Annotated in this window: 20 protein-coding genes and 1 tRNA gene; 18 read left to right on the top strand and 3 right to left on the bottom strand. The window is 53.7% G+C overall.

The features are described from left to right. Position 1 precedes the first annotated feature (1 nt). Both BM427_RS02495 and BM427_RS02490 read left to right on the top strand, forming a co-directional pair. Positions 2-76: transfer RNA gene (locus BM427_RS02495), tRNA-Gln, on the top strand. Between the two features lie 119 nt (positions 77-195). Then, positions 196-780: a hypothetical protein gene (locus BM427_RS02490; RefSeq protein ID WP_090118917.1), complete on the top strand. Its 585-nt coding sequence runs from the start codon at positions 196-198 to the stop codon at positions 778-780. Positions 781-830: 50 nt separating this feature from the next. Here the strand turns inward: BM427_RS02490 and ubiF are convergent, their stop codons facing one another. Then, complete coding sequence (gene ubiF / locus BM427_RS02485) at positions 831-2,003, bottom strand: 3-demethoxyubiquinol 3-hydroxylase (protein WP_090118915.1); 1,173 nt, start codon at positions 2,001-2,003, stop codon at positions 831-833. Positions 2,004-2,174: 171 nt separating this feature from the next. Between ubiF and miaB the strand changes: the two genes are divergently transcribed. The 9 genes from miaB (at position 2,175) to BM427_RS02440 (ending at position 11,374) form a co-directional block, all read left to right on the top strand. Next, entirely contained in the window at positions 2,175-3,599 is a 1,425-nt protein-coding gene (miaB, locus tag BM427_RS02480; protein WP_090118913.1) for a tRNA (N6-isopentenyl adenosine(37)-C2)-methylthiotransferase MiaB, read from the top strand. A gap of 141 nt (positions 3,600-3,740) precedes the next feature. After that, a complete protein-coding gene (locus tag BM427_RS02475) occupies positions 3,741-4,787 on the top strand; it encodes a PhoH family protein (RefSeq protein ID WP_090118911.1) in 1,047 nt (348 codons plus the stop codon). Next, a complete protein-coding gene (gene ybeY, locus BM427_RS02470; protein ID WP_090118909.1) occupies positions 4,784-5,251 on the top strand; it encodes an rRNA maturation RNase YbeY in 468 nt (155 codons plus the stop codon). Before BM427_RS02475 ends, ybeY begins: the two co-directional genes overlap by 4 nt. Before the next feature lie 96 nt (positions 5,252-5,347). Beyond that, complete coding sequence (corC, locus tag BM427_RS02465; protein WP_090118907.1) at positions 5,348-6,226, top strand: CNNM family magnesium/cobalt transport protein CorC; 879 nt, start codon at positions 5,348-5,350, stop codon at positions 6,224-6,226. Between the two features lie 5 nt (positions 6,227-6,231). Next, entirely contained in the window at positions 6,232-7,770 is a 1,539-nt protein-coding gene (gene lnt, locus BM427_RS02460) for an apolipoprotein N-acyltransferase (protein WP_090118906.1), read from the top strand. 378 nt (positions 7,771-8,148) lie between these two features. Then, positions 8,149-9,072 carry an amino acid ABC transporter substrate-binding protein gene (locus BM427_RS02455; protein ID WP_090118903.1) on the top strand — a complete coding sequence of 308 codons (924 nt, stop codon included), beginning with the start codon at positions 8,149-8,151 and terminating at the stop codon, positions 9,070-9,072. Positions 9,073-9,231: 159 nt separating this feature from the next. Next, entirely contained in the window at positions 9,232-9,972 is a 741-nt protein-coding gene (locus tag BM427_RS02450) for an amino acid ABC transporter permease (protein ID WP_090118901.1), read from the top strand. Between the two features lie 2 nt (positions 9,973-9,974). After that, positions 9,975-10,649 carry a glutamate/aspartate ABC transporter permease GltK gene (gltK, locus tag BM427_RS02445; RefSeq protein ID WP_090118899.1) on the top strand — a complete coding sequence of 225 codons (675 nt, stop codon included), beginning with the start codon at positions 9,975-9,977 and terminating at the stop codon, positions 10,647-10,649. Then, complete coding sequence (locus BM427_RS02440) at positions 10,649-11,374, top strand: amino acid ABC transporter ATP-binding protein (RefSeq protein WP_090118897.1); 726 nt, start codon at positions 10,649-10,651, stop codon at positions 11,372-11,374. Before gltK ends, BM427_RS02440 begins: the two co-directional genes overlap by 1 nt. A 38-nt stretch (positions 11,375-11,412) precedes the next feature. Here BM427_RS02440 and BM427_RS02435 read toward each other — a convergent pair whose 3' ends face one another. Further along, entirely contained in the window at positions 11,413-11,895 is a 483-nt protein-coding gene (locus BM427_RS02435; protein WP_090118895.1) for a zinc ribbon-containing protein, read from the bottom strand. A 236-nt stretch (positions 11,896-12,131) separates the two neighbouring features. Between BM427_RS02435 and leuS the strand changes: the two genes are divergently transcribed. The 4 genes from leuS to nadD are packed head-to-tail and all read left to right on the top strand — an operon-like array spanning position 12,132 to position 16,966. Beyond that, on the top strand, positions 12,132-14,714 hold the full coding sequence (gene leuS, locus BM427_RS02430; protein ID WP_090118893.1) for a leucine--tRNA ligase: 2,583 nt from the start codon (positions 12,132-12,134) through the stop codon (positions 14,712-14,714). Between the two features lie 14 nt (positions 14,715-14,728). Continuing rightward, positions 14,729-15,292, top strand: a complete 564-nt coding sequence (gene lptE, locus BM427_RS02425) for an LPS assembly lipoprotein LptE (protein ID WP_090118890.1) — start codon at positions 14,729-14,731, stop codon at positions 15,290-15,292. Next, positions 15,292-16,323, top strand: a complete 1,032-nt coding sequence (holA, locus tag BM427_RS02420) for a DNA polymerase III subunit delta (protein ID WP_090118887.1) — start codon at positions 15,292-15,294, stop codon at positions 16,321-16,323. Before lptE ends, holA begins: the two co-directional genes overlap by 1 nt. After that, a complete protein-coding gene (gene nadD, locus BM427_RS02415) occupies positions 16,316-16,966 on the top strand; it encodes a nicotinate-nucleotide adenylyltransferase (protein ID WP_090118885.1) in 651 nt (216 codons plus the stop codon). The genes holA and nadD overlap by 8 nt, the downstream gene beginning before the upstream one ends. Here the strand turns inward: nadD and cobD are convergent. After that, a complete protein-coding gene (cobD, locus tag BM427_RS02410) occupies positions 16,941-18,029 on the bottom strand; it encodes a threonine-phosphate decarboxylase CobD (protein ID WP_090118883.1) in 1,089 nt (362 codons plus the stop codon). The genes nadD and cobD overlap by 26 nt on opposite strands. A gap of 100 nt (positions 18,030-18,129) precedes the next feature. Between cobD and BM427_RS02405 the strand changes: the two genes are divergently transcribed. The 3 genes from BM427_RS02405 (at position 18,130) to rlmH (ending at position 19,775) form a co-directional block, all read left to right on the top strand. Beyond that, complete coding sequence (locus BM427_RS02405; protein ID WP_090118881.1) at positions 18,130-18,741, top strand: adenosylcobalamin/alpha-ribazole phosphatase; 612 nt, start codon at positions 18,130-18,132, stop codon at positions 18,739-18,741. Positions 18,742-18,986: 245 nt separating this feature from the next. Further along, positions 18,987-19,304 carry a ribosome silencing factor gene (gene rsfS, locus BM427_RS02400; RefSeq protein ID WP_090118879.1) on the top strand — a complete coding sequence of 106 codons (318 nt, stop codon included), beginning with the start codon at positions 18,987-18,989 and terminating at the stop codon, positions 19,302-19,304. Between the two features lie 3 nt (positions 19,305-19,307). Then, a complete protein-coding gene (gene rlmH, locus BM427_RS02395; protein WP_090118878.1) occupies positions 19,308-19,775 on the top strand; it encodes a 23S rRNA (pseudouridine(1915)-N(3))-methyltransferase RlmH in 468 nt (155 codons plus the stop codon). Positions 19,776-19,793 lie beyond the last annotated feature (18 nt).

Here is a 19,793-nt window from a genome sequence, read left to right as displayed (position 1 = left end):
TTGGGGTATCGCCAAGCGGTAAGGCAGTGGATTCTGATTCCACCATTCCGAGGTTCGAATCCTCGTACCCCAGCCACTTAATGCAAAAAAGCTCGCTTCGGCGGGCTTTTTTGCATTGTTGCCCCCCGGAATTGGTAGCAATTATCCTGCTAAAATATGTGGTAATTTAAACTATTACTCAGCAGGGATGACATCATGAACTACCAGACAACAGCCTTCCCGGTCTACTCTCCGCGCTACATCCTGTTAGGCGTATTTTGCCTGGCGCTGGCTTTTTTCGGCCTCTCTGCCCCCTTTTTGTATGTGCTGCTAATGGGGATTGTGTTTCCGGTGCTGGTTTCGATGCGACTGCACACGCTCAGCCAGCATGACCAGGCCACGCTACTCAGGGAAATATCCGACTGGAAAGTGTACATGCAAGGCATTCCGCTGCAAGAGCAACGTGCTTCGCTTAAAAACCCCTGTTTTCATAAGCCAGAACGTCTTCAGCAGTTCTACTGGCGAGGCTTTATTGCCCGGTTCATTTTGCAGTTAATGACCCTCGCGCTGTTGATACAGCAGACGCGGGAAATGGAGTGGACAAGCTATGCAGGGATCGCAGCAGTGGCGGCATTTATACTTCTGCTACTGCCGATCTACCATACCCTGACAACAATGCGTGATATGCGCGCCGGTGCATGGGCATTACAGCGTGTTGAAGCGGCTGATGGTTACCAGGCGTTTTTCCAGCAGAAAATGCGCGTGCGCACCGCGCTGGACGTACTGTTTTCGTTACACTAATGCGAACGAAAGGCCGCAAGCACTGGATACTCGCGGCCCAACGTTAACGTCTATAACCCTAAAGCATATTTCAGCGCCTGACGTTTCAGCACTCCGGCATGTTCCGCCGCCATCAGACCAATATTACGCAACAACCTGACTGGGCCAAGGTTATTGCTGAACCCGGCATAGAACAGATCCATACCGCTTTGCATAATAAAGTTATCCGCCATTCGACGCGTCTGATAACGTTTTAAAATCGTGTAACTGGCCCAGGCTTCACCGTGTGTACGCGCCCCGGCAAGCACTTCCAGCAAGGCATCAACATCGCGATAGCCCAAATTGACGCCCTGCCCGGCCAACGGATGAATGGTATGTGCCGCATCGCCCACCAGCGCAAGGCCAGGGCGAACATATTGCAACGCATGACGGCGCGCCAGCGGGAATGCCGCCGCCACAACCGGCTTCACACGCCCCAGTCGTGGAGGAAAGTTGTGGGTGATCTCCCGCTCCAGTTGCACCATAGAGAGCGTCTGTAACTGGCGAATACGCGCAGGTGTGTCATACCACACCAACGATGCCCAATTGCCAAACAGCGGTAAAAAGGCATGCGGCCCGTCGGGAGTAAAATGTTGCCAGGTACTCTCGCCTGCTTCAGCTTCGCACTCCACGGTAATCAACATACAGGATTGCTGATACTGCCAGGCGTGAATGCCAATTCCGGCTGCCTGCCTAACACGGGAGTTCGCACCATCCGCGCCGACCACCAACTTCGCCATTAGCGGCTCGCCCTCTTCAAAGGTCAACTGATGATGATCGCCATCCGTATGCAGTCCGCTGAGTGCCGCAGGCACACGTAACGTTACCTGCGGATGCGCCTCCAGCGCGTCCCATAGCGCACGTTGCAGGACATTGTTTTCAACCATATAACCGAGCAACGGCAATTTCAGTTCGCGGGCATCAAATATCACATGCGCGTTTTCCCACTCCCATGTTTCCAACTGGCGATACGGGTGGCAGCGCATCGCCTGCACACGTTCCCAGACACCCAACCCGCGCAGTAACGCCACAGATGCGGCGCTAATCGCCGAAATACGCACATCCGGCTGCGCCGTCGCATCAAACGCAGGCGGAGCATGCTGTTCAATCACCGTAACGCTAAATCCATGTTGTGCCAGCCCCAGCGCCAGCGCTCCGCCGACCATGCCACCGCCAACGACGGCGACTTCAGTGTGATGTGTCATGGCTAATTTTCCTTAAACGAGAATCCCTTAAGTTTACCGGATTTTCTCTCTCTTGCGTCTGACATCGGTCATACTGGTCAGCACGCGACCAAAGCATTACAATACGCGGCCTGCAATCCTGGCTTATACCCGTCATACTCGGTGTATATGAACTTAAGCAAGAGCAAGTCAATGACTAAAAAACTCCACATAAAAACCTGGGGCTGTCAGATGAATGAATACGATTCATCAAAGATAGCCGATCTGCTGGATGCCACACACGGCTATCAACTGACCGAAGTGGCGGAAGAGGCGGATGTGCTGCTGCTCAATACCTGCTCGATCCGCGAAAAGGCTCAGGAAAAAGTTTTCCATCAGCTGGGTCGCTGGAAGCTGCTGAAAGAGAAAAATCCCGATCTGATTATCGGTGTCGGCGGCTGCGTAGCTTCACAGGAGGGCGATCACATTCGTCAGCGCGCCCACTACGTTGACATTATTTTTGGGCCACAAACGCTGCATCGCCTGCCGGAGATGATCAACTCCGTACGCGGCAACCGTAGCCCGGTCGTCGATATCAGCTTCCCGGAAATTGAAAAATTCGATCGACTGCCGGAGCCGCGCGCCGAAGGCCCGACCGCTTTTGTCTCTATCATGGAAGGCTGCAACAAATACTGTACGTACTGCGTAGTGCCTTACACCCGTGGTGAAGAAGTTAGCCGCCCGTCTGACGACATTTTGTATGAAATCGCGCAACTGGCGGCGCAGGGCGTGCGTGAAGTGAACCTGCTCGGTCAGAACGTTAATGCCTGGCGCGGTGAGAGCTTCGACGGCAGCACCGAGACCTTTGCAGAACTGCTGCGTCTGGTCGCCGCGATCGACGGCATTGACCGTATCCGTTTCACCACCAGCCACCCGATTGAATTCACCGACGATATCATTGATGTCTACCGTGATACGCCGGAGCTGGTGAGCTTCCTGCACCTGCCAGTGCAGAGCGGTTCCGACCGCGTGCTGAACATGATGGGCCGTACGCACACCGCACTGGAATATAAAGCAATTATTCGCAAGCTGCGCGAGGCGCGCCCGGATATCCAGATAAGTTCCGACTTTATCGTTGGCTTCCCTGGCGAAACCACCGACGATTTCGAAAAGACCATGAAGCTGATCGCCGATGTCAATTTTGACATGAGCTACAGCTTTATCTTCTCTGCACGTCCGGGGACACCGGCCGCCGATATGGTGGACGATGTGCCGGAAGAGGAGAAAAAACAGCGCCTCTATATTTTGCAAGAGCGCATTAACCAGCAGGCGATGGCCTGGAGCAGGCGTATGCTCGGTACTACCCAGCGCATTCTGGTAGAAGGCACCTCACGCAAGAACATCATGGAGCTGTCCGGTCGCACCGAAAATAATCGCGTGGTGAACTTTGAAGGCTCGCCGGAGATGATCGGCAAATTCGTCGATGTGGAAATCGTTGACGTCTATCCAAATTCCCTGCGCGGCGTACTGGTTCGCACCGAAGACGAAATGGGTATGCGCGTCGCGGAATCCCCGGCATCGGTGATTGCACGTACGCGTAAAGAGAACGACCTCGGCGTCGGCATGTACCAGCCGTAATGCCACTGGCCTGCCATTTCTGGCAGGCCTTGCTTTTCCCCTGCCTGCCCCAACATCATGCGCTATGCTTGCGACTTCTTACTATGCCGTGAATAATTCCCTGATGGGCAGAACCCGCGACACACTGAAAAGAGGAACAGTTTGAACATAGATACGCGTGAAATTACCCTTGAGCCAGCGGACAACGCACGTCTGCTAAGTCTGTGCGGCCCGTTTGACGACAACATCAAACAACTGGAGCGGCGGCTGGGCATCGAAATCAACCGTCGCGATAATCACTTCAAACTCACCGGACGCGAAATCTGCGTCAACGCAGCGACCGACATTCTGCGCACGCTGTATGTCGATACTGCGCCAATGCGCGGTCAGACGCAGGATATCGAACCGGAACAAATTCATCTGGCAATCAAAGAAGCCCGCGTGCTGGAACAGAGCGCCGAGAGCGTACCGGACTACGGCAAAGCTATCCATATCAAAACCAAGCGTGGCGTTATTAAACCGCGTACGCCAAACCAGGCGCAGTACGTCGCCAATATTCTCGATCACGATATCACCTTCGGCGTAGGCCCGGCGGGTACAGGGAAAACCTACCTTGCAGTTGCAGCGGCGGTAGATGCACTGGAACGCCAGGAAGTGCGCCGTATTCTGCTAACACGTCCGGCGGTTGAGGCGGGGGAAAAACTGGGTTTCCTGCCTGGCGATCTCAGCCAGAAAGTGGATCCATACCTGCGCCCGCTGTATGACGCGCTGTTTGAAATGATCGGTTTCGAACGCGTGGAAAAACTGATTGAGCGCAACGTTATTGAAGTTGCGCCGCTGGCCTACATGCGCGGGCGGACATTAAACGACGCCTTCATTATTCTTGATGAAAGCCAGAACACTACCATCGAACAGATGAAGATGTTCCTGACGCGTATCGGCTTTAACTCGAAAGCGGTAATCACTGGCGATATTACCCAAATCGACCTGCCACGCAATACCAAATCCGGTCTGCGCCATGCGATTGAAGTGCTGGCGAATGTCGATGAAATTAGCTTTAACTTTTTCCATAGCGAAGACGTGGTCCGCCATCCGGTCGTTGCCCGCATCGTTATCGCCTACGAGGCATGGGAAGAAGCCGAACAGAAACGTAAAGCAGAACTGGCTGCCGAACGTAAGCGCGAAGCACAGGAGCAGGAACAGAAATGAGTCAGGTGATCCTCGATTTACAGTTGGCGTGTGAAGATAACAGCGGCCTGCCAGAAGAAGCGCAGTTTCAGAAATGGCTGGACGCTGTTATCCCGCAGTTTCAGGAAGAAGCGGAAGTCACCATTCGCCTGGTCGACAACGCGGAAAGCCACGAACTGAATCTGACTTATCGCGGGAAAGATAAGCCGACCAATGTGCTGTCATTCCCTTTTGAAGCGCCGCCCGGCATCGAAATGCCGCTGCTCGGCGATCTGATTATTTGCCGCCAGGTGGTGGAACAGGAAGCGCAGGAGCAAGGTAAACCGCTGGATGCACACTGGGCGCACATGGTTGTGCATGGTAGTCTACACCTGCTTGGTTACGACCATATTGCGGACGATGAAGCGGAAGAAATGGAAGGGATCGAGACAGAGATAATGCTTGCTCTGGGCTATGAGGATCCGTACATTTCCGAGAAAGAGTAACCGGAAAGCCTACGCCTCCACTCTTAACTGCCGTCCGGCGCTGAGTTTACGCGTGACGAGCGACAAATTAACCAACATGAGAACCCACACGACGCCATGAGCGACGATAACTCACACAGTAGCGACACAACCAACAGCAAGAAGGGATTCTTCTCCCTTTTACTAAGCCAGCTTTTCCACGGCGAACCGAAAAACCGTGACGAATTACTGGCTCTGATCCGAGACTCAGGGCAGAACGAGCTTATCGACAACGATACGCGCGACATGCTTGAAGGGGTGATGGATATCGCGGACCAGCGCGTGCGCGACATCATGATCCCCCGTTCACAAATGATCACTCTGAAACGCAACCAGACGCTGGACGAATGCCTTGATGTCATTATCGAATCTGCACATTCGCGCTTTCCGGTGATCAGTGAAGACAAAGATCATATCGAAGGGATTCTGATGGCCAAAGATTTGCTGCCCTTTATGCGCAGCGATGCCGAAGCCTTCAGTATGGAAAAGGTGTTACGCCCGGCAGTGGTGGTACCGGAAAGTAAGCGTGTGGATCGCATGCTGAAAGAGTTCCGTTCCCAGCGCTACCATATGGCTATCGTGATTGATGAGTTTGGTGGTGTTTCCGGTCTGGTGACGATTGAAGACATTCTGGAGCTGATCGTCGGCGAAATTGAAGATGAGTACGACGAAGAAGAGGATATCGACTTCCGCCAGCTCAGCCGCCATACCTGGACGGTGCGCGCACTGGCACCGATTGAAGACTTCAATGAAACCTTCGGCACCCACTTCAGCGATGAAGAAGTGGACACCATCGGTGGGCTGGTGATGCAGGCGTTTGGTCATCTCCCGGCGCGCGGAGAAGCGATTGACATTGATGGTTACCAATTCAAAGTCGCTATGTCCGACAGCCGACGTATCATTCAGGTCCATGTCAGAATGCCGGATGATTCGCCGCAACCAAAACTGGATGAGTAATGTAAATGGTATTTGCCTCACTGTTTGAGCGCCAGCGCGTGCGTCTGCTGCTGGCACTGTTATTCGGAGCCAGCGGAACGCTGGCTTTTTCTCCTTATGACTTCTGGCCCGCTGCCCTTATATCTCTGATTGGCCTGCAAGGATTAACCCTCAATCGTCGCCCGCTGCAGTCAGCCTGGATTGGCTATTTCTGGGGGCTGGGGCTGTTTGGTAGCGGCGTACACTGGGTTTACGTCAGTATTGCGCAGTTCGGCGGTATGCCTGGTCCGGTCAATGTTTTCCTTGTGGTATTGCTGGCCGCCTATTTGTCGCTGTATACCGGTCTGTTCGCCGGAATTTTGTCACGCCTTTGGCCGCAAACCAGCTGGCTGCGCGTAGCTATCGCCGCACCTGTGGTGTGGCAACTTACTGAATTTTTGCGCGGCTGGGTACTTACCGGATTTCCATGGCTGCAGTTTGGCTACAGCCAGATTGACGGTCCGCTGAAAGGGCTGGCACCGGTAATGGGCGTCGAAGCCATCAACTTCCTGCTGATGGTAGTTAGCGGCCTGCTGGTTCTGGCACTGGTGAACAAAAGCTGGCACCAGTTAGTAATTGCGGTACTGCTGTTCGCCCTGCCGTTCCCGCTGCGCTATATCCAGTGGTATCAGTTGCTGCCACAGCGCACCACGCAAGTTTCGCTGGTACAGGGGAATATTCCCCAGGCGCTGAAGTGGGACGAAAAACAACTGTACAACACGTTGAAAATCTACAGCGATGCCACTGAGCAGGTGATGGGTAAATCGCAGCTGATCATCTGGCCGGAGTCCGCTATTCCGGACCTGGAAATTAATCAGCAGCGATTTTTAACCGCCATGGATGACCTGCTGCGGGCGCATGACAGTACGCTTATCACTGGCATTGTCGATGCGCGGCTGAATAAGCAAAACCGTTACGATACCTACAACACCATTATCACGCTGGGTAAAGACAGCGCCTACAGCTACAGTTCCTCCGATCGCTACAACAAGAACCATCTGGTACCGTTTGGCGAATTCGTACCGCTGGAGTCGATTTTGCGCCCGCTGGCACCGTTCTTCGATCTACCGATGTCTTCATTCAGCCGCGGAGCCTATGTGCAGCCGCCATTGACGGCGCACGGCCTGAAACTGACGGCGGCTATCTGTTATGAGATCATCCTTGGCGAACAGGTACGTGACAACTTCCGCCCGGATACCGATTTCCTGCTGACCATTTCTAACGATGCGTGGTTCGGCAAGTCTATCGGCCCGTGGCAGCACTTCCAGATGGCGCGTATGCGCGCGCTGGAGCTGGCGCGTCCTCTGCTGCGCAGCACCAACAATGGTATCACCGCAGTGATCGGCCCGCAGGGCGAGATTCAGGCGATGATCCCGCAGTTTACCCGCGAGGTGCTCACCACCCGCGTCACACCGACATCCGGTTTGACACCATACGCACGCGTAGGTAACTGGCCGGTGTGGATCCTCTCCGCCCTCTTCGGCTTTGCTGCCGTAGTGATGAGCCTGCGCCAGCGCCACCGTTAATCGCCTTCCCCTCCCTCTTTTCCAGGCCGGATAGCGCTGTGCTTATCCGGCCTGGAACGGCTATCCGACACAATCCCGTTTTGGCATGCCATTTGCTTATACATATCAGGCAGCTATGAAATCTGCTTATGTGCAACAGAGTCGCACCGGCAGGGAACATTAGCAGCACCAGTTTGGTGCAATGGAAGATTTTTGCCTTTAAACGGTGCGGCGCGCCTCGCAAAAATAAACAATACCGCAGCAAAATCTTTACATTAAGCCAGACTGAATGTAACAAACACACACGACACTGCACAAAGATGTCGCAGTCTATAAAAAACACAACATACACAATGGGTATCAATGCGTCTCTGGCGCTGACGATAAAGGAGTCTGGATATGCAATTACGTAAACTGGCCGCCGCGATGCTGGTAATGGGAATGTCCGCCGGTCTGGTTCATGCTGAAGATGCAAAACCTGCCGATGCGGCTGCGCAACAGCAAACGACGCTGGATAAAATTGCCAAAAACGGCGTTATCGTCGTGGGTCACCGTGAATCATCCGTACCGTTCTCCTATTACGACAACGAACAGAAAGTGGTCGGCTACTCACAGGATTACTCCAACGCTATCGTTGAAGCGGTGAAGAAAAAACTGAATAAGCCGGATCTGGCCGTTAAGCTGATCCCCATTACTTCGCAGAACCGTATTCCGCTATTGCAAAATGGCACGTTCGATTTTGAGTGCGGTTCTACCACCAACAACCTTGAGCGCCAGCAACAAGCGGCTTTCTCCGACACCATTTTCGTGATCGGTACGCGTCTGCTGACCAAAAAAGGTGGCCCGATCAAAGATTTCGCTGACCTGAAAGGCAAAACGGTCGTCGTAACCTCGGGAACCACGTCCGAAATTCTGCTCAACAAACTGAATGATGAGAAGAAAATGGACATGCGCATCATCAGCGCGAAAGACCATGGCGACTCTTTCCGTACACTGGAAAGCGGCCGTGCAGTAGCCTTTATGATGGATGATGCTCTGCTGGCAGGCGAACGGGCGAAAGCGAAGAAACCAGACAATTGGGAAATCGTCGGTACGCCGCAGTCCCACGAAGCGTACGGCTGCATGCTGCGTAAAAACGATCCTGAGTTTAAAAAGCTGATGGATGACACCATTGCTCAGTTGCAAACCTCCGGCGCAGCAGAGAAGTCCTACGACAAATGGTTTAAAAGCCCGATTCCGCCAAAAAACATGAACATGAACTTTGCGTTGTCTGACGACATGAAAGCGCTGTTCAAAGCACCGAATGACAAAGCTCTTAACTAATTAAAACCATTAGGGGCGGGTTTACCTGCCCTCTCGATTGTCGAAGTAGCACGGACAGACTATACGTTGAATGGTCGTTCCCCACTCAGCGCGAAAACTCGCTCTTCATACAATCTTTGAGGGTAGCGCTGCTACCCTTTTTTTTTCCGGAGTAGATTTATGTCCATAGACTGGAACTGGGGAATATTCCTGCAACAAGCCCCGTTCGGCAACACCACCTACCTTGGCTGGCTATGGAGTGGTTTTCAGGTCACCATCGCACTTTCCATCGCGGCCTGGATTATCGCTTTTCTTGTCGGTTCACTGTTTGGCATCCTGCGAACTGTCCCTAACCGTTTCCTGTCCGGCATTGCCACCTGCTATGTCGAACTGTTCCGTAACGTTCCGCTGATCGTGCAGTTCTTTGCATGGTATCTGGTGGTACCGGAACTGCTGCCGGAAAATATCGGCATGTGGTTCAAACAGGAGCTCGATCCGAACATCCAATTTTTCGTCTGTTCAATGCTTTGTCTGGGGCTGTTCACCGCCGCTCGCGTATGCGAACAGGTTCGAGCGGCGATCCAGTCGCTGCCGCGCGGTCAAAAGAACGCCGGTCTGGCCATGGGGCTGACGCTGTCGCAAACCTACCGTTATGTGCTGCTGCCAAATGCATATCGCGTGATTGTGCCGCCAATGACGTCCGAAATGATGAACCTGGTGAAAAACTCTGCTATCGCTTCCACCATCGGTCTGGTTGATATGGCGGCGCAGGCAGGGAAACTCCTGGATTACTCCGCGCACGCGTGGGAATCCTTTACTGCAATCACCGTAGCCTATGTCCTGATTAACGCAGTCATTATGCTGGTGATGATGCTGGTAGAACGTAAAATTCGCCTGCCGGGCAATATGGGAGGCAAATAAACATGTACGATTTTGACTGGAGTTCTATTGTTCCTTCACTGCCCTATCTGCTCAATGGTTTGGCCATCACGCTGAAAATTACCGTGACTGCCATCGTGGTAGGGATTGTCTGGGGCACCCTGCTGGCAGTAATGCGTTTGTCGACGTTTGCGCCGCTACGCTGGTTCGCCAAGAGCTACGTGAATGTCTTCCGCTCCATTCCACTGGTGATGGTGTTGCTGTGGTTCTATCTGATTGTGCCGGGTTTCCTGCAAAACGTTCTGGGGCTGTCGCCTAAAACCGATATCCGTTTGATTTCGGCAATGGTGGCGTTCTCAATGTTCGAAGCGGCTTACTATTCGGAAATTATTCGCGCCGGTATCCAGAGTATCGCGCGCGGGCAATCCAGCGCTGCGCTGGCGTTGGGTATGACGCACTGGCAGTCGATGCAGTTAATCATCCTGCCGCAAGCGTTTCGCGCAATGGTTCCGCTGCTGTTAACGCAAGGAATCGTACTGTTCCAGGACACCTCTTTGGTGTATGTCCTGAGCCTCGCGGACTTCTTCCGTACGGCATCTACCATTGGCGAGCGTGATGGTACCCAGGTCGAAATGATCCTGTTTGCCGGCGCCGTGTATTTTGTTATCAGTCTTAGTGCTTCGCTGTTGGTCAGCTGGCTGAAGAAAAGGACCGTCTAATGATTTCCCTGAAAAATGTTTCTAAATGGTATGGTCACTTTCAGGTGTTGACCGACTGCTCCACCGAAGTGAAAAAAGGCGAAGTGGTGGTGGTGTGCGGCCCGTCAGGTTCCGGTAAATCCACACTGATTAAAACCGTTAACGGCCTGGAGCCAGTACAGAAAGGTGAAATCATCGTCAACGGCACCCAAGTAAACGACAAGAAAACCGATCTGGCAAAACTACGCTCACATGTCGGCATGGTATTCCAGCATTTTGAGCTCTTCCCACATCTGTCGATTATCGACAACCTGACGCTGGCACAGGTTAAAGTGCTGAAGCGTGATAAATCCGCCGCGCGGGAAAAAGGCTTAAAATTGCTTGAACGTGTTGGTCTGTCGGCACACGCTAACAAATTCCCGGCGCAGCTCTCCGGCGGTCAGCAGCAGCGTGTGGCAATCGCTCGCGCTCTGTGTATGGATCCGGTGGCAATGCTGTTTGATGAACCGACGTCAGCGCTCGATCCGGAGATGATCAACGAAGTGCTGGACGTGATGGTCGAACTGGCAAACGAAGGGATGACGATGATGGTGGTAACCCACGAAATGGGCTTTGCCCGCAAAGTGGCAAACCGCGTGATCTTTATGGATGAAGGGAAAATCGTTGAGGATTCAGAGAAAGACGCTTTCTTCAATAATCCAAAGTCCGAACGGGCAAAAGATTTCCTCGCCAAAATCCTGCACTAACAAATTAACGCCTGCCAGTATTGGCAGGCGTTTCTGCCTTAAGGTTCAAAGGGGCGTCGCTGGAACTGATCGTGTCCGCATTTCGGGCACAGCGGCAACACATCCGGGGTATATACCGCCAGGTGGAAGTGGCACTTCTCACATACCAAATTCCCCAGCCCTACCACTTCACCACTGTGGTAGACGCCGTGATGATTGAGATCCTGGAAGACTTCGCGCCATTCAAGCTGCGTTTTATCAGTGATATCCGCCAGTTCCTGCCAGATACTCTCTTTAATTACCCGCATAAAAACGCTGTCCGTCACGTCTTCCTGACTTTCCTTATAGCTGCGGGCAAATTCTTCGAGATCGCGGCGGATAGCCCGCATCAGTTCGTCGATCTCGGTGCGAGTTAACTCACCGGTCTGTGAGACGCGCTGGCGCGCCTGATCAACCAATGCATCAATATCGCGCTCTCCATTGCGCAAACGTTCGGTTAACGTCGCTACCAGTTCACGGTAAAAATGAGCAACCTTGTTCATCGTTTCGCCTCCCGGCTCAGTAACTCTCTCTAATGATAGACGTTATTTACCGTGTGTAGTGCTAACTGCGCCGCACTGTTGGCAAAAAGCCAACGGCAAAAGCGCCGGGCTATTTCATTCCCGGCTCGCGGAAAGGCTGTTTTGAGGCTGACGTTTGGGCTATGCTATGCCGATCTGAAAAACCACGTAACAACGCTACATTTGTAGCTGTAGCAAAAACAGGACTACTGGCTGCCATGCAAGAGCAATACCGCCCGGAAGAGATAGAATCCAAAGTACAGCGTCACTGGGAAGAAAAACGCACATTCGAAGTCACTGAAGACGAGAGCAAAGAAAAATACTATTGCCTGTCGATGCTTCCCTATCCTTCTGGCCGACTACACATGGGCCACGTCCGTAACTACACCATCGGCGACGTGATTTCTCGCTACCAGCGTATGCTGGGTAAAAACGTATTGCAGCCAATTGGCTGGGATGCGTTCGGTCTGCCTGCAGAAGGTGCGGCAGTGAAAAACAACACTGCGCCAGCGCCGTGGACTTACGACAACATCGCCTATATGAAGAACCAGCTCAAAATGCTGGGCTTCGGCTACGACTGGAGCCGCGAGCTGGCGACCTGTACCCCGGAATACTACCGCTGGGAACAGAAGTTCTTCACCGAGCTGTACAAAAAAGGTCTCGTTTACAAGAAAACCTCTGCAGTGAACTGGTGCCCAAACGACCAGACTGTACTGGCGAACGAACAGGTTATCGACGGCTGTTGCTGGCGCTGCGATACCAAAGTTGAGCGTAAAGAGATCCCACAATGGTTTATTAAAATCACCGCCTACGCTGACGAACTGCTGAACGACTTGGATAATCTGGATCACTGGCCGGATACCGTGAAAACCATGCAGCGCAACTGGATTGGCCGTTCTGAAGGTGTGGAAATCACCTTTGACGTTCAGGGTAGCGACCAGAAGCTGACAGTCTATACAACCCGTCCGGATACCTTTATGGGCGCGACCTATCTGGCCGTTGCCGCAGGTCATCCACTGGTGCAAAAAGCCGTTGCCAGTAACACAGAGCTGGCCGCTTTCATCGATGAATGCCGCAATACTAAAGTGGCAGAAGCCGATATGGCGACGATGGAGAAAAAAGGCGTAGATACCGGCTTTAAAGCGATTCATCCACTGACCGGCGAAGCGATCCCCGTCTGGGCGGCAAACTTCGTACTGATGGAGTACGGCACCGGCGCGGTCATGGCCGTTCCGGGTCACGATCAGCGCGACTACGAATTTGCCACCAAATACAGCCTGCCGATCAAGGCTGTTATCCTGGCGGCGGATGGTTCAGAGCCGGATCTGTCCGAGCAGGCGTTGACTGAAAAAGGCACGCTGTTCAACTCTGGTGAGTTCAGCGGTCTCAGCTTTGAAGAAGGCTTCAATGCGATTGCCGACAAGCTGGCAGCAAAAGGCGTGGGCGAACGTAAAGTGAACTTCCGTCTGCGCGACTGGGGCGTTTCCCGTCAGCGTTACTGGGGTGCGCCGATTCCGATGGTTACCCTCGAAGACGGTACAGTGGTTCCGACGCCTGAAGATCAACTGCCAGTGATCCTGCCGGAAGATGTGGTCATGGACGGCATCACCAGCCCGATCAAAGCCGATCCGGAATGGGCGAAAACGACCGTTAACGGTCAGCCAGCGCTGCGTGAAACCGATACTTTCGACACCTTTATGGAGTCTTCCTGGTACTACGCGCGTTACACCTGTCCGCAGTACAGCGAAGGCATGCTCGACCCGAACGCGGCGAACTACTGGCTGCCGGTCGATATTTACATTGGCGGTATCGAACACGCCATCATGCACCTGCTCTACTTCCGCTTCTTCCATAAACTGATGCGCGATGCGGGCATGGTGAACTCTGACGAACCGGCTAAACAGTTGCTATGTCAGGGTATGGTGCTGGCGGATGCGTTCTATTACGTTGGCGTAAACGGCGAGCGTAACTGGGTCTCGCCAAAAGACGCGATCGTTGAGCGCGACGACAAAGGCCGTATCGTGAAAGCGAAAGATTCGGCAGGCCATGAGCTGGTTTACACCGGCATGAGCAAAATGTCCAAGTCGAAAAATAACGGTATCGACCCGCAGGAAATGGTTGAACGTTACGGCGCGGATACCGTTCGTCTGTTCATGATGTTCGCCTCTCCGGCTGACATGACGCTGGAGTGGCAAGAATCCGGCGTGGAAGGGGCGAACCGGTTCCTGAAACGCGTATGGAAACTGGTTTACGAGCACACCAGCAAAGGCGCGGTTGCGCCTCTGGATCTGGCCGCACTGAACGACGAGCAGCAGGCGCTACGCCGCGATGTTCATAAAACCATTGCTAAAGTTTCCGATGATATCGGCCGTCGTCAGACCTTCAACACCGCGATCGCTGCGATTATGGAGTTGATGAACAAACTGGCGAAAGCGCCGCAGGAAAACGAACAGGATCGCGCGCTGCTGCAGGAAGCCCTGCTGGCCGTGGTTCGTATGCTGAACCCGTTCACGCCGCACGCCAGCTTTACGCTGTGGCAGGCGCTGGGCGGCGAAGGCGATATCGATAATGCACCGTGGCCGGTAGCGGACGAGAAAGCGATGGTGGAAGACACCACGCTGGTTGTCGTCCAGGTAAACGGCAAAGTGCGTGGTAAAATTACCGTTGCCGTGGACGCCACCGAAGAACAGGTGCGTGAACGCGCTGGCCAGGAACACCTGGTGGCGAAGTATCTTGATGGCGTTACCGTTCGTAAAGTGATTTACGTACCGGGTAAACTGCTCAATCTGGTCGTTGGCTAAGCGCGGGAGGAAGCGTGCGATATCTGGCAACATTGTTATTGTCACTGGCGGTGCTGGTCACCGCCGGATGTGGCTGGCATCTGCGTAATACCACGCAAGTGCCGGGCGAAATGAAAACGATGATTTTCGATTCCGGCGATCCCAATGGTCCGCTGAGCCGTGCCATTCGTAACCAGTTGCGCCTGAACGGTGTCGAACTGCTGGAGAAAAGCACACTGCGTCAGGATGTACCTTCGCTGCGTCTGGGCGCGGTGACGTTTGCACGTGATACGGCGTCGATCTTCCAGGATGGCCGTACCGCAGAGTATCAGATGGTACTGACCGCGAACGCCAGCGTGCTGATCCCAGGGCATGATATCTACCCGATCAGCACAAAAGTGTTCCGTTCATTCTTTGATAACCCGCAGACAGCGCTGGCAAAAGCCGCCGAGCAGGACATGATTATTCAGGAAATGTACGACAAAGCGGCAGAACAGTTGATTCGTAAACTGCCGAGCGTCTACACGGCTGATGCGGCTGCGATGCATCACACCAAAACACCTGCCTCTCCCTCTGTTTCCGTAACACCGGGTAGCTAATGCTCAGGTTGTATCCGGAACAACTCCGCGCGCAGCTCAATGAAGGGCTGCGCGCGGCGTATCTGCTGCTCGGTAACGATCCACTGCTGTTGCAAGAGAGCCAGGACACCGTGCGCCAGGTTGCCGCTACGCAAGGCTTTAGCGAACATCACACGTTTACACTGGATGCCAGCACCGACTGGGACGCTGTTTTTTCCATCTGCCAGGCGCTCAGCCTGTTCGCCAGCCGTCAAACCCTACTGTTGCTGCTGCCGGAGAACGGCCCAAACGCCGCCATTAATGAACAACTGGCAAAGTTGGTTTCGTTGCTGCATGAGGATCTGATCCTGATGGTGCGCGGCAACAAATTGACGAAAGCACAAGAAAACGCAGCATGGCTGACGCAGTTGAATAACCACGCCGTGCAAATTAGCTGCCAGACGCCAGAGCAGGCGAATCTCCCCCGCTGGGTCGCCGCGCGGGCGAAGCAAAACAAACTGGAGCTGGATGACGCCGCAAATCAGCTGCTTTGCTATTGCTATGAAGGCAATCTTCTGGCACTGGCGCAGGCGCTTGAACGGCTGTCACTGCTGTGGCCGGATGGCAAATTAACACTGCCGCGTGTGGAACAGGCAGTGAACGACGCGGCGCATTTTACCCCGTTTCACTGGGTTGATGCGCTGCTCGCAGGCAAGAGCAAACGTGCGTTGCATATTCTGAATCAGTTGCGGCTTGAAGCGTGCGAGCCAGTGATCCTGCTGCGCACGGTGCAGCGCGAATTGCTGCTACTGGTCACGCTTAAGCGCCACGCTGCCCATACGCCGCTGCGTACGCTGTTTGATAAACATCGGGTCTGGCAAAATCGCCGTGGCATAATGGGTGATGCGCTAAACCGCCTGAGCGCCGAGCACCTACGCCAGGCGGTGCATCAGCTCAGCCGTATTGAGCTGATTGTGAAGCAGGACTTTGGTCAGTCGGTGTGGGCCGAGCTGGAAGGGTTTTCTCTGCTACTCTGTCATAAGGCATTAGCAGACGTTTTTATTGATGGTTGATATGAATCAGTTGCAGGCACTGTTTGGTGGTACGTTCGATCCTGTCCATTATGGGCATCTGAAGCCAGTTGAAGCGCTGGCGAATCAGGTTGGGCTATCACGAGTGATTATTATGCCCAATAACGTGCCGCCGCACCGTCCGCAACCGGAAGCCTCCAGCCAGCAACGCAAAACCATGCTCGAACTGGCCATCGCCGACAAACCGCTATTTATCCTCGATGAGCGGGAACTGCGCCGCGACACACCTTCTTATAGTGCGCTAACGCTGAAGGAGTGGCGAGAGGAACAGGGGCCACAGCGCCCGCTGGCGTTTATCATCGGTCAGGATTCATTGCTCACCTTCCCGAGCTGGCACCACTACGAAACCATCCTGGATAACTGCCATTTAATTGTTTGCCGCCGCCCCGGCTACCCGCTGGAGATGGCGCAGGAAGAACACCAGCAATGGCTTGATGACCATCTCACCCAGCATGTCGATGAATTACACACACAGCCTGCGGGAAAAATCTATCTGGCTGAAACACCATGGTTTAATATCTCCGCAACGCTTATCCGCGAGCGGCTTGAGCACGGCGAAAACTGTGATGATCTGCTGCCTGCCGCCGTGCTCGAATATATCAACGCTCAGGGGTTGTACCGCTAAGCGCCTGGCGCATCGCCATCATCAGCCGATCATTTTCCTCTTTGCTGCGCACCGCAACACGGTAATAGCGATCATCCAGCCCCGGATAGTTCGCGCAATGACGAATTAAAATATGCTGCTCCAGCAGCGCACGCTGTAATTCCACCCCAGGAACATCACAACGCAGAAACAGGTAATTCGCCATACCAGGCCAGACAGTGAGTGCCGGAAAATCGTTCAGTGCGGCGAACAAACGCGGACGCTCACACGCCAGCCACTGCCAGCTCGCCTGCTGATAAGCATGGTCATGCAGGATCACCTCTCCTGCCAGCGCAGCAAACGCATTGATTGACCACGGCATCTGCGCAGCGCGCATCTGTGTTACTTTCTGCACATTGCTGCCCAACAGATAGCCAAGCCGCAAACCGGGAATGGCATAAAACTTGGTCAGCGAGCGTAACACCCACAGATGTGGATTGCCCGCCAGATGGCGGATAAAACCACAGCGTTGCGGGATAAAATCCATAAACGCTTCATCAAGAATAAGCGCAATGCCCAGCGATTTGCAGCGCGCCGAAACGGCCTGCAGCAGGGCGTCATCCGGCAGTAGTCCGGTCGGATTATTTGGCGTGCAGAGAAACAGGCAGTCCAGATCCGGCGTCAGCGCCCCCAGAAAGCGTTCGGTCAGTTGCCAGCCCTCATCTTCGCACAACGGAAAATCGACGATGTCACAACCTGCCAGTCGCAACGCACGGCGATACTCTGCAAACCCTGGCGTGATAAGCATCGCCCGACGCGGTGCCAGCACATTGACCAGTGCGAAAATCACTTCCGTCTCACCGTTACCGGCTAACAACCATGACGCTGGAACCTGATGATGTTCCGCCAGCACTTGATGCAGGCGCTGATACTCCACATCCGGATAGCGCTCAGCCAGCGACATGTTCTCCAGCAATGCATGCCGCAAAGAGTTGGGCATACCCGCCGGATTGATATTAGCGCTGAAATCGAGCAACTGCTCCGGGACAATGCCCAGCAGTGCGGCCGCCTCACGTGTATTGCCGCCATGCGCGCTATGAAACATCGCTCTCTCCGCTTGCTTAAAGCCGCTATTTTAAACGAAAAAGGGATGTGGATTGAGGGGCATGGTAAACTTTGCGCAGAAATCCTGACGGGAGATAGTGATGCGACTCTGGTTGATTCGTCACGGTGAAACTGAAGCAAACGTTGCAGGGCTTTACAGCGGACACGCCCCCACGCCGCTGACACCAAAGGGCCTGGTGCAGGCGCAAACTCTGGGGGAATTACTCAGCGAGGCCCCCTTTGATCACGTACTGTGCAGTGCGCTGGAGCGGGCGCAACAGACGGCAGAACGCGTGCTTGCACGACGGGAAATCACCATTGAAACCACGCCGTTACTGAATGAAATGTTCTTCGGCGACTGGGAAATGCGCCATCACCGCGATTTGGCGCGAGAAGATCCGCAGAACTATGCTGCCTGGTGCAATGACTGGCAGAATGCCATCCCGACCAATGGCGAAGGCTTTCAGGCATTCTCAACGCGTATTGAGCAAGTTATTGCACATCTGGCCGATATTAAGCACCGGCAGAATATCCTGCTGGTGAGCCATCAGGGCGTGTTGAGCCTGTTAATCACACGCCTGTTAAAGATGCCCGCCGCCTCGCTATGGCATTTCCGTGTCGATCAAGGGTGCTGGAGCATGATAGATATACATGACAATTTCGCTACGCTGCGCGTGCTTAATAGCCGCGCCATTTGGAGAGCCGACGACTAATGGCTGTTTTTCAACCATCCCCTTCAACGTGGTGATTCGATCATTGACACGCCACGCAAGGCTGCTATCCTCCGCGCGCAGAAATTGTTTTACAAAAATGGCGATGCAATCACACGTTCATGATGGGATGATACCCCGCTTTTGAAATTGTCGGGTCAGACATTTGTCCCGACAATTGATGCAGTTCAGGTATAATGTCAGGCCGTTCATTAACAGTATATTTTTCACTCACCCAGGGGGAACACTTGCAGGGTAAAGCACTCCAGGATTTTGTTATCGACAAAATTGATGACCTGAAAGGTCAGGACATCGTTGCGATTGACGTGCAAGGCAAATCAAGCATCACCGATTGCATGATTATCTGTACCGGCACTTCCACTCGTCATGTAATTTCTATTGCGGATCATGTGGTTCAGGAATCCCGCGCCGCTGGTCTGATGCCGCTGGGTATCGAAGGCGAAAGTGCCGCCGACTGGGTTGTAGTCGATCTGGGCGATGTCATTGTCCATGTAATGCAGGAAGAGAGCCGTCGCCTGTATGAGCTGGAAAAACTCTGGAGTTAATGCGTGAAACTGCAACTGGTCGCCGTCGGCACAAAAATGCCGGACTGGGTACAGACAGGTTTTACTGAATATCTACGCCGCTTTCCCAAAGATATGCCGTTTGAACTGATTGAGATCCCGGCAGGAAAGCGCGGTAAAAACGCAGATATCAAACGTATTCTCGACAAAGAGGGTGAGCAGATGCTGGCGACTGCAGGCAAGAATCGCATCGTCACCCTTGATATCCCCGGTAAACCCTGGGATACGCCGCAGCTTGCAAATGAACTGGAACGCTGGAAGCAGGACGGACGCGACGTCAGTCTGCTTATTGGCGGCCCGGAAGGGTTATCACCCGCCTGCAAAGCGGCAGCAGAACAAAGTTGGTCCCTCTCTGCGCTGACGCTCCCGCACCCACTGGTGCGCGTGCTGGTGGCTGAAAGCCTGTATCGCGCATGGAGTATTACCACCAACCATCCTTACCACCGTGAGTAATGACGAGTCTTAGGTAGA

It is taken from the genome of Kosakonia arachidis (genome assembly GCF_900116535.1).
Taxonomy (GTDB): Bacteria; Pseudomonadota; Gammaproteobacteria; order Enterobacterales; family Enterobacteriaceae; genus Kosakonia; species Kosakonia arachidis.
The sequence above is the reverse complement of the archived record's forward strand: the minus strand, read 5'-3'. Positions and strand labels throughout refer to the sequence as shown.

Excerpts from the sequence above, each read along its gene's own strand:
- BM427_RS02490 (WP_090118917.1), top strand. The coding sequence starts at position 196 with ATGAACTACCAGACAACAGCCTTCCCGGTCTACTCTCCGCGCTACATC.
- ubiF (WP_090118915.1), bottom strand. The coding sequence starts at position 2,003 with ATGACACATCACACTGAAGTCGCCGTCGTTGGCGGTGGCATGGTCGGC.
- miaB (WP_090118913.1), top strand. The coding sequence starts at position 2,175 with ATGACTAAAAAACTCCACATAAAAACCTGGGGCTGTCAGATGAATGAA.
- ybeY (WP_090118909.1), top strand. The coding sequence starts at position 4,784 with ATGAGTCAGGTGATCCTCGATTTACAGTTGGCGTGTGAAGATAACAGC.
- corC (WP_090118907.1), top strand. The coding sequence starts at position 5,348 with ATGAGCGACGATAACTCACACAGTAGCGACACAACCAACAGCAAGAAG.
- lnt (WP_090118906.1), top strand. The coding sequence starts at position 6,232 with ATGGTATTTGCCTCACTGTTTGAGCGCCAGCGCGTGCGTCTGCTGCTG.
- BM427_RS02455 (WP_090118903.1), top strand. The coding sequence starts at position 8,149 with ATGCAATTACGTAAACTGGCCGCCGCGATGCTGGTAATGGGAATGTCC.
- BM427_RS02450 (WP_090118901.1), top strand. The coding sequence starts at position 9,232 with ATGTCCATAGACTGGAACTGGGGAATATTCCTGCAACAAGCCCCGTTC.
- gltK (WP_090118899.1), top strand. The coding sequence starts at position 9,975 with ATGTACGATTTTGACTGGAGTTCTATTGTTCCTTCACTGCCCTATCTG.
- BM427_RS02440 (WP_090118897.1), top strand. The coding sequence starts at position 10,649 with ATGATTTCCCTGAAAAATGTTTCTAAATGGTATGGTCACTTTCAGGTG.
- BM427_RS02435 (WP_090118895.1), bottom strand. The coding sequence starts at position 11,895 with ATGAACAAGGTTGCTCATTTTTACCGTGAACTGGTAGCGACGTTAACC.
- leuS (WP_090118893.1), top strand. The coding sequence starts at position 12,132 with ATGCAAGAGCAATACCGCCCGGAAGAGATAGAATCCAAAGTACAGCGT.
- holA (WP_090118887.1), top strand. The coding sequence starts at position 15,292 with ATGCTCAGGTTGTATCCGGAACAACTCCGCGCGCAGCTCAATGAAGGG.
- nadD (WP_090118885.1), top strand. The coding sequence starts at position 16,316 with ATGGTTGATATGAATCAGTTGCAGGCACTGTTTGGTGGTACGTTCGAT.
- cobD (WP_090118883.1), bottom strand. The coding sequence starts at position 18,029 with ATGTTTCATAGCGCGCATGGCGGCAATACACGTGAGGCGGCCGCACTG.
- BM427_RS02405 (WP_090118881.1), top strand. The coding sequence starts at position 18,130 with ATGCGACTCTGGTTGATTCGTCACGGTGAAACTGAAGCAAACGTTGCA.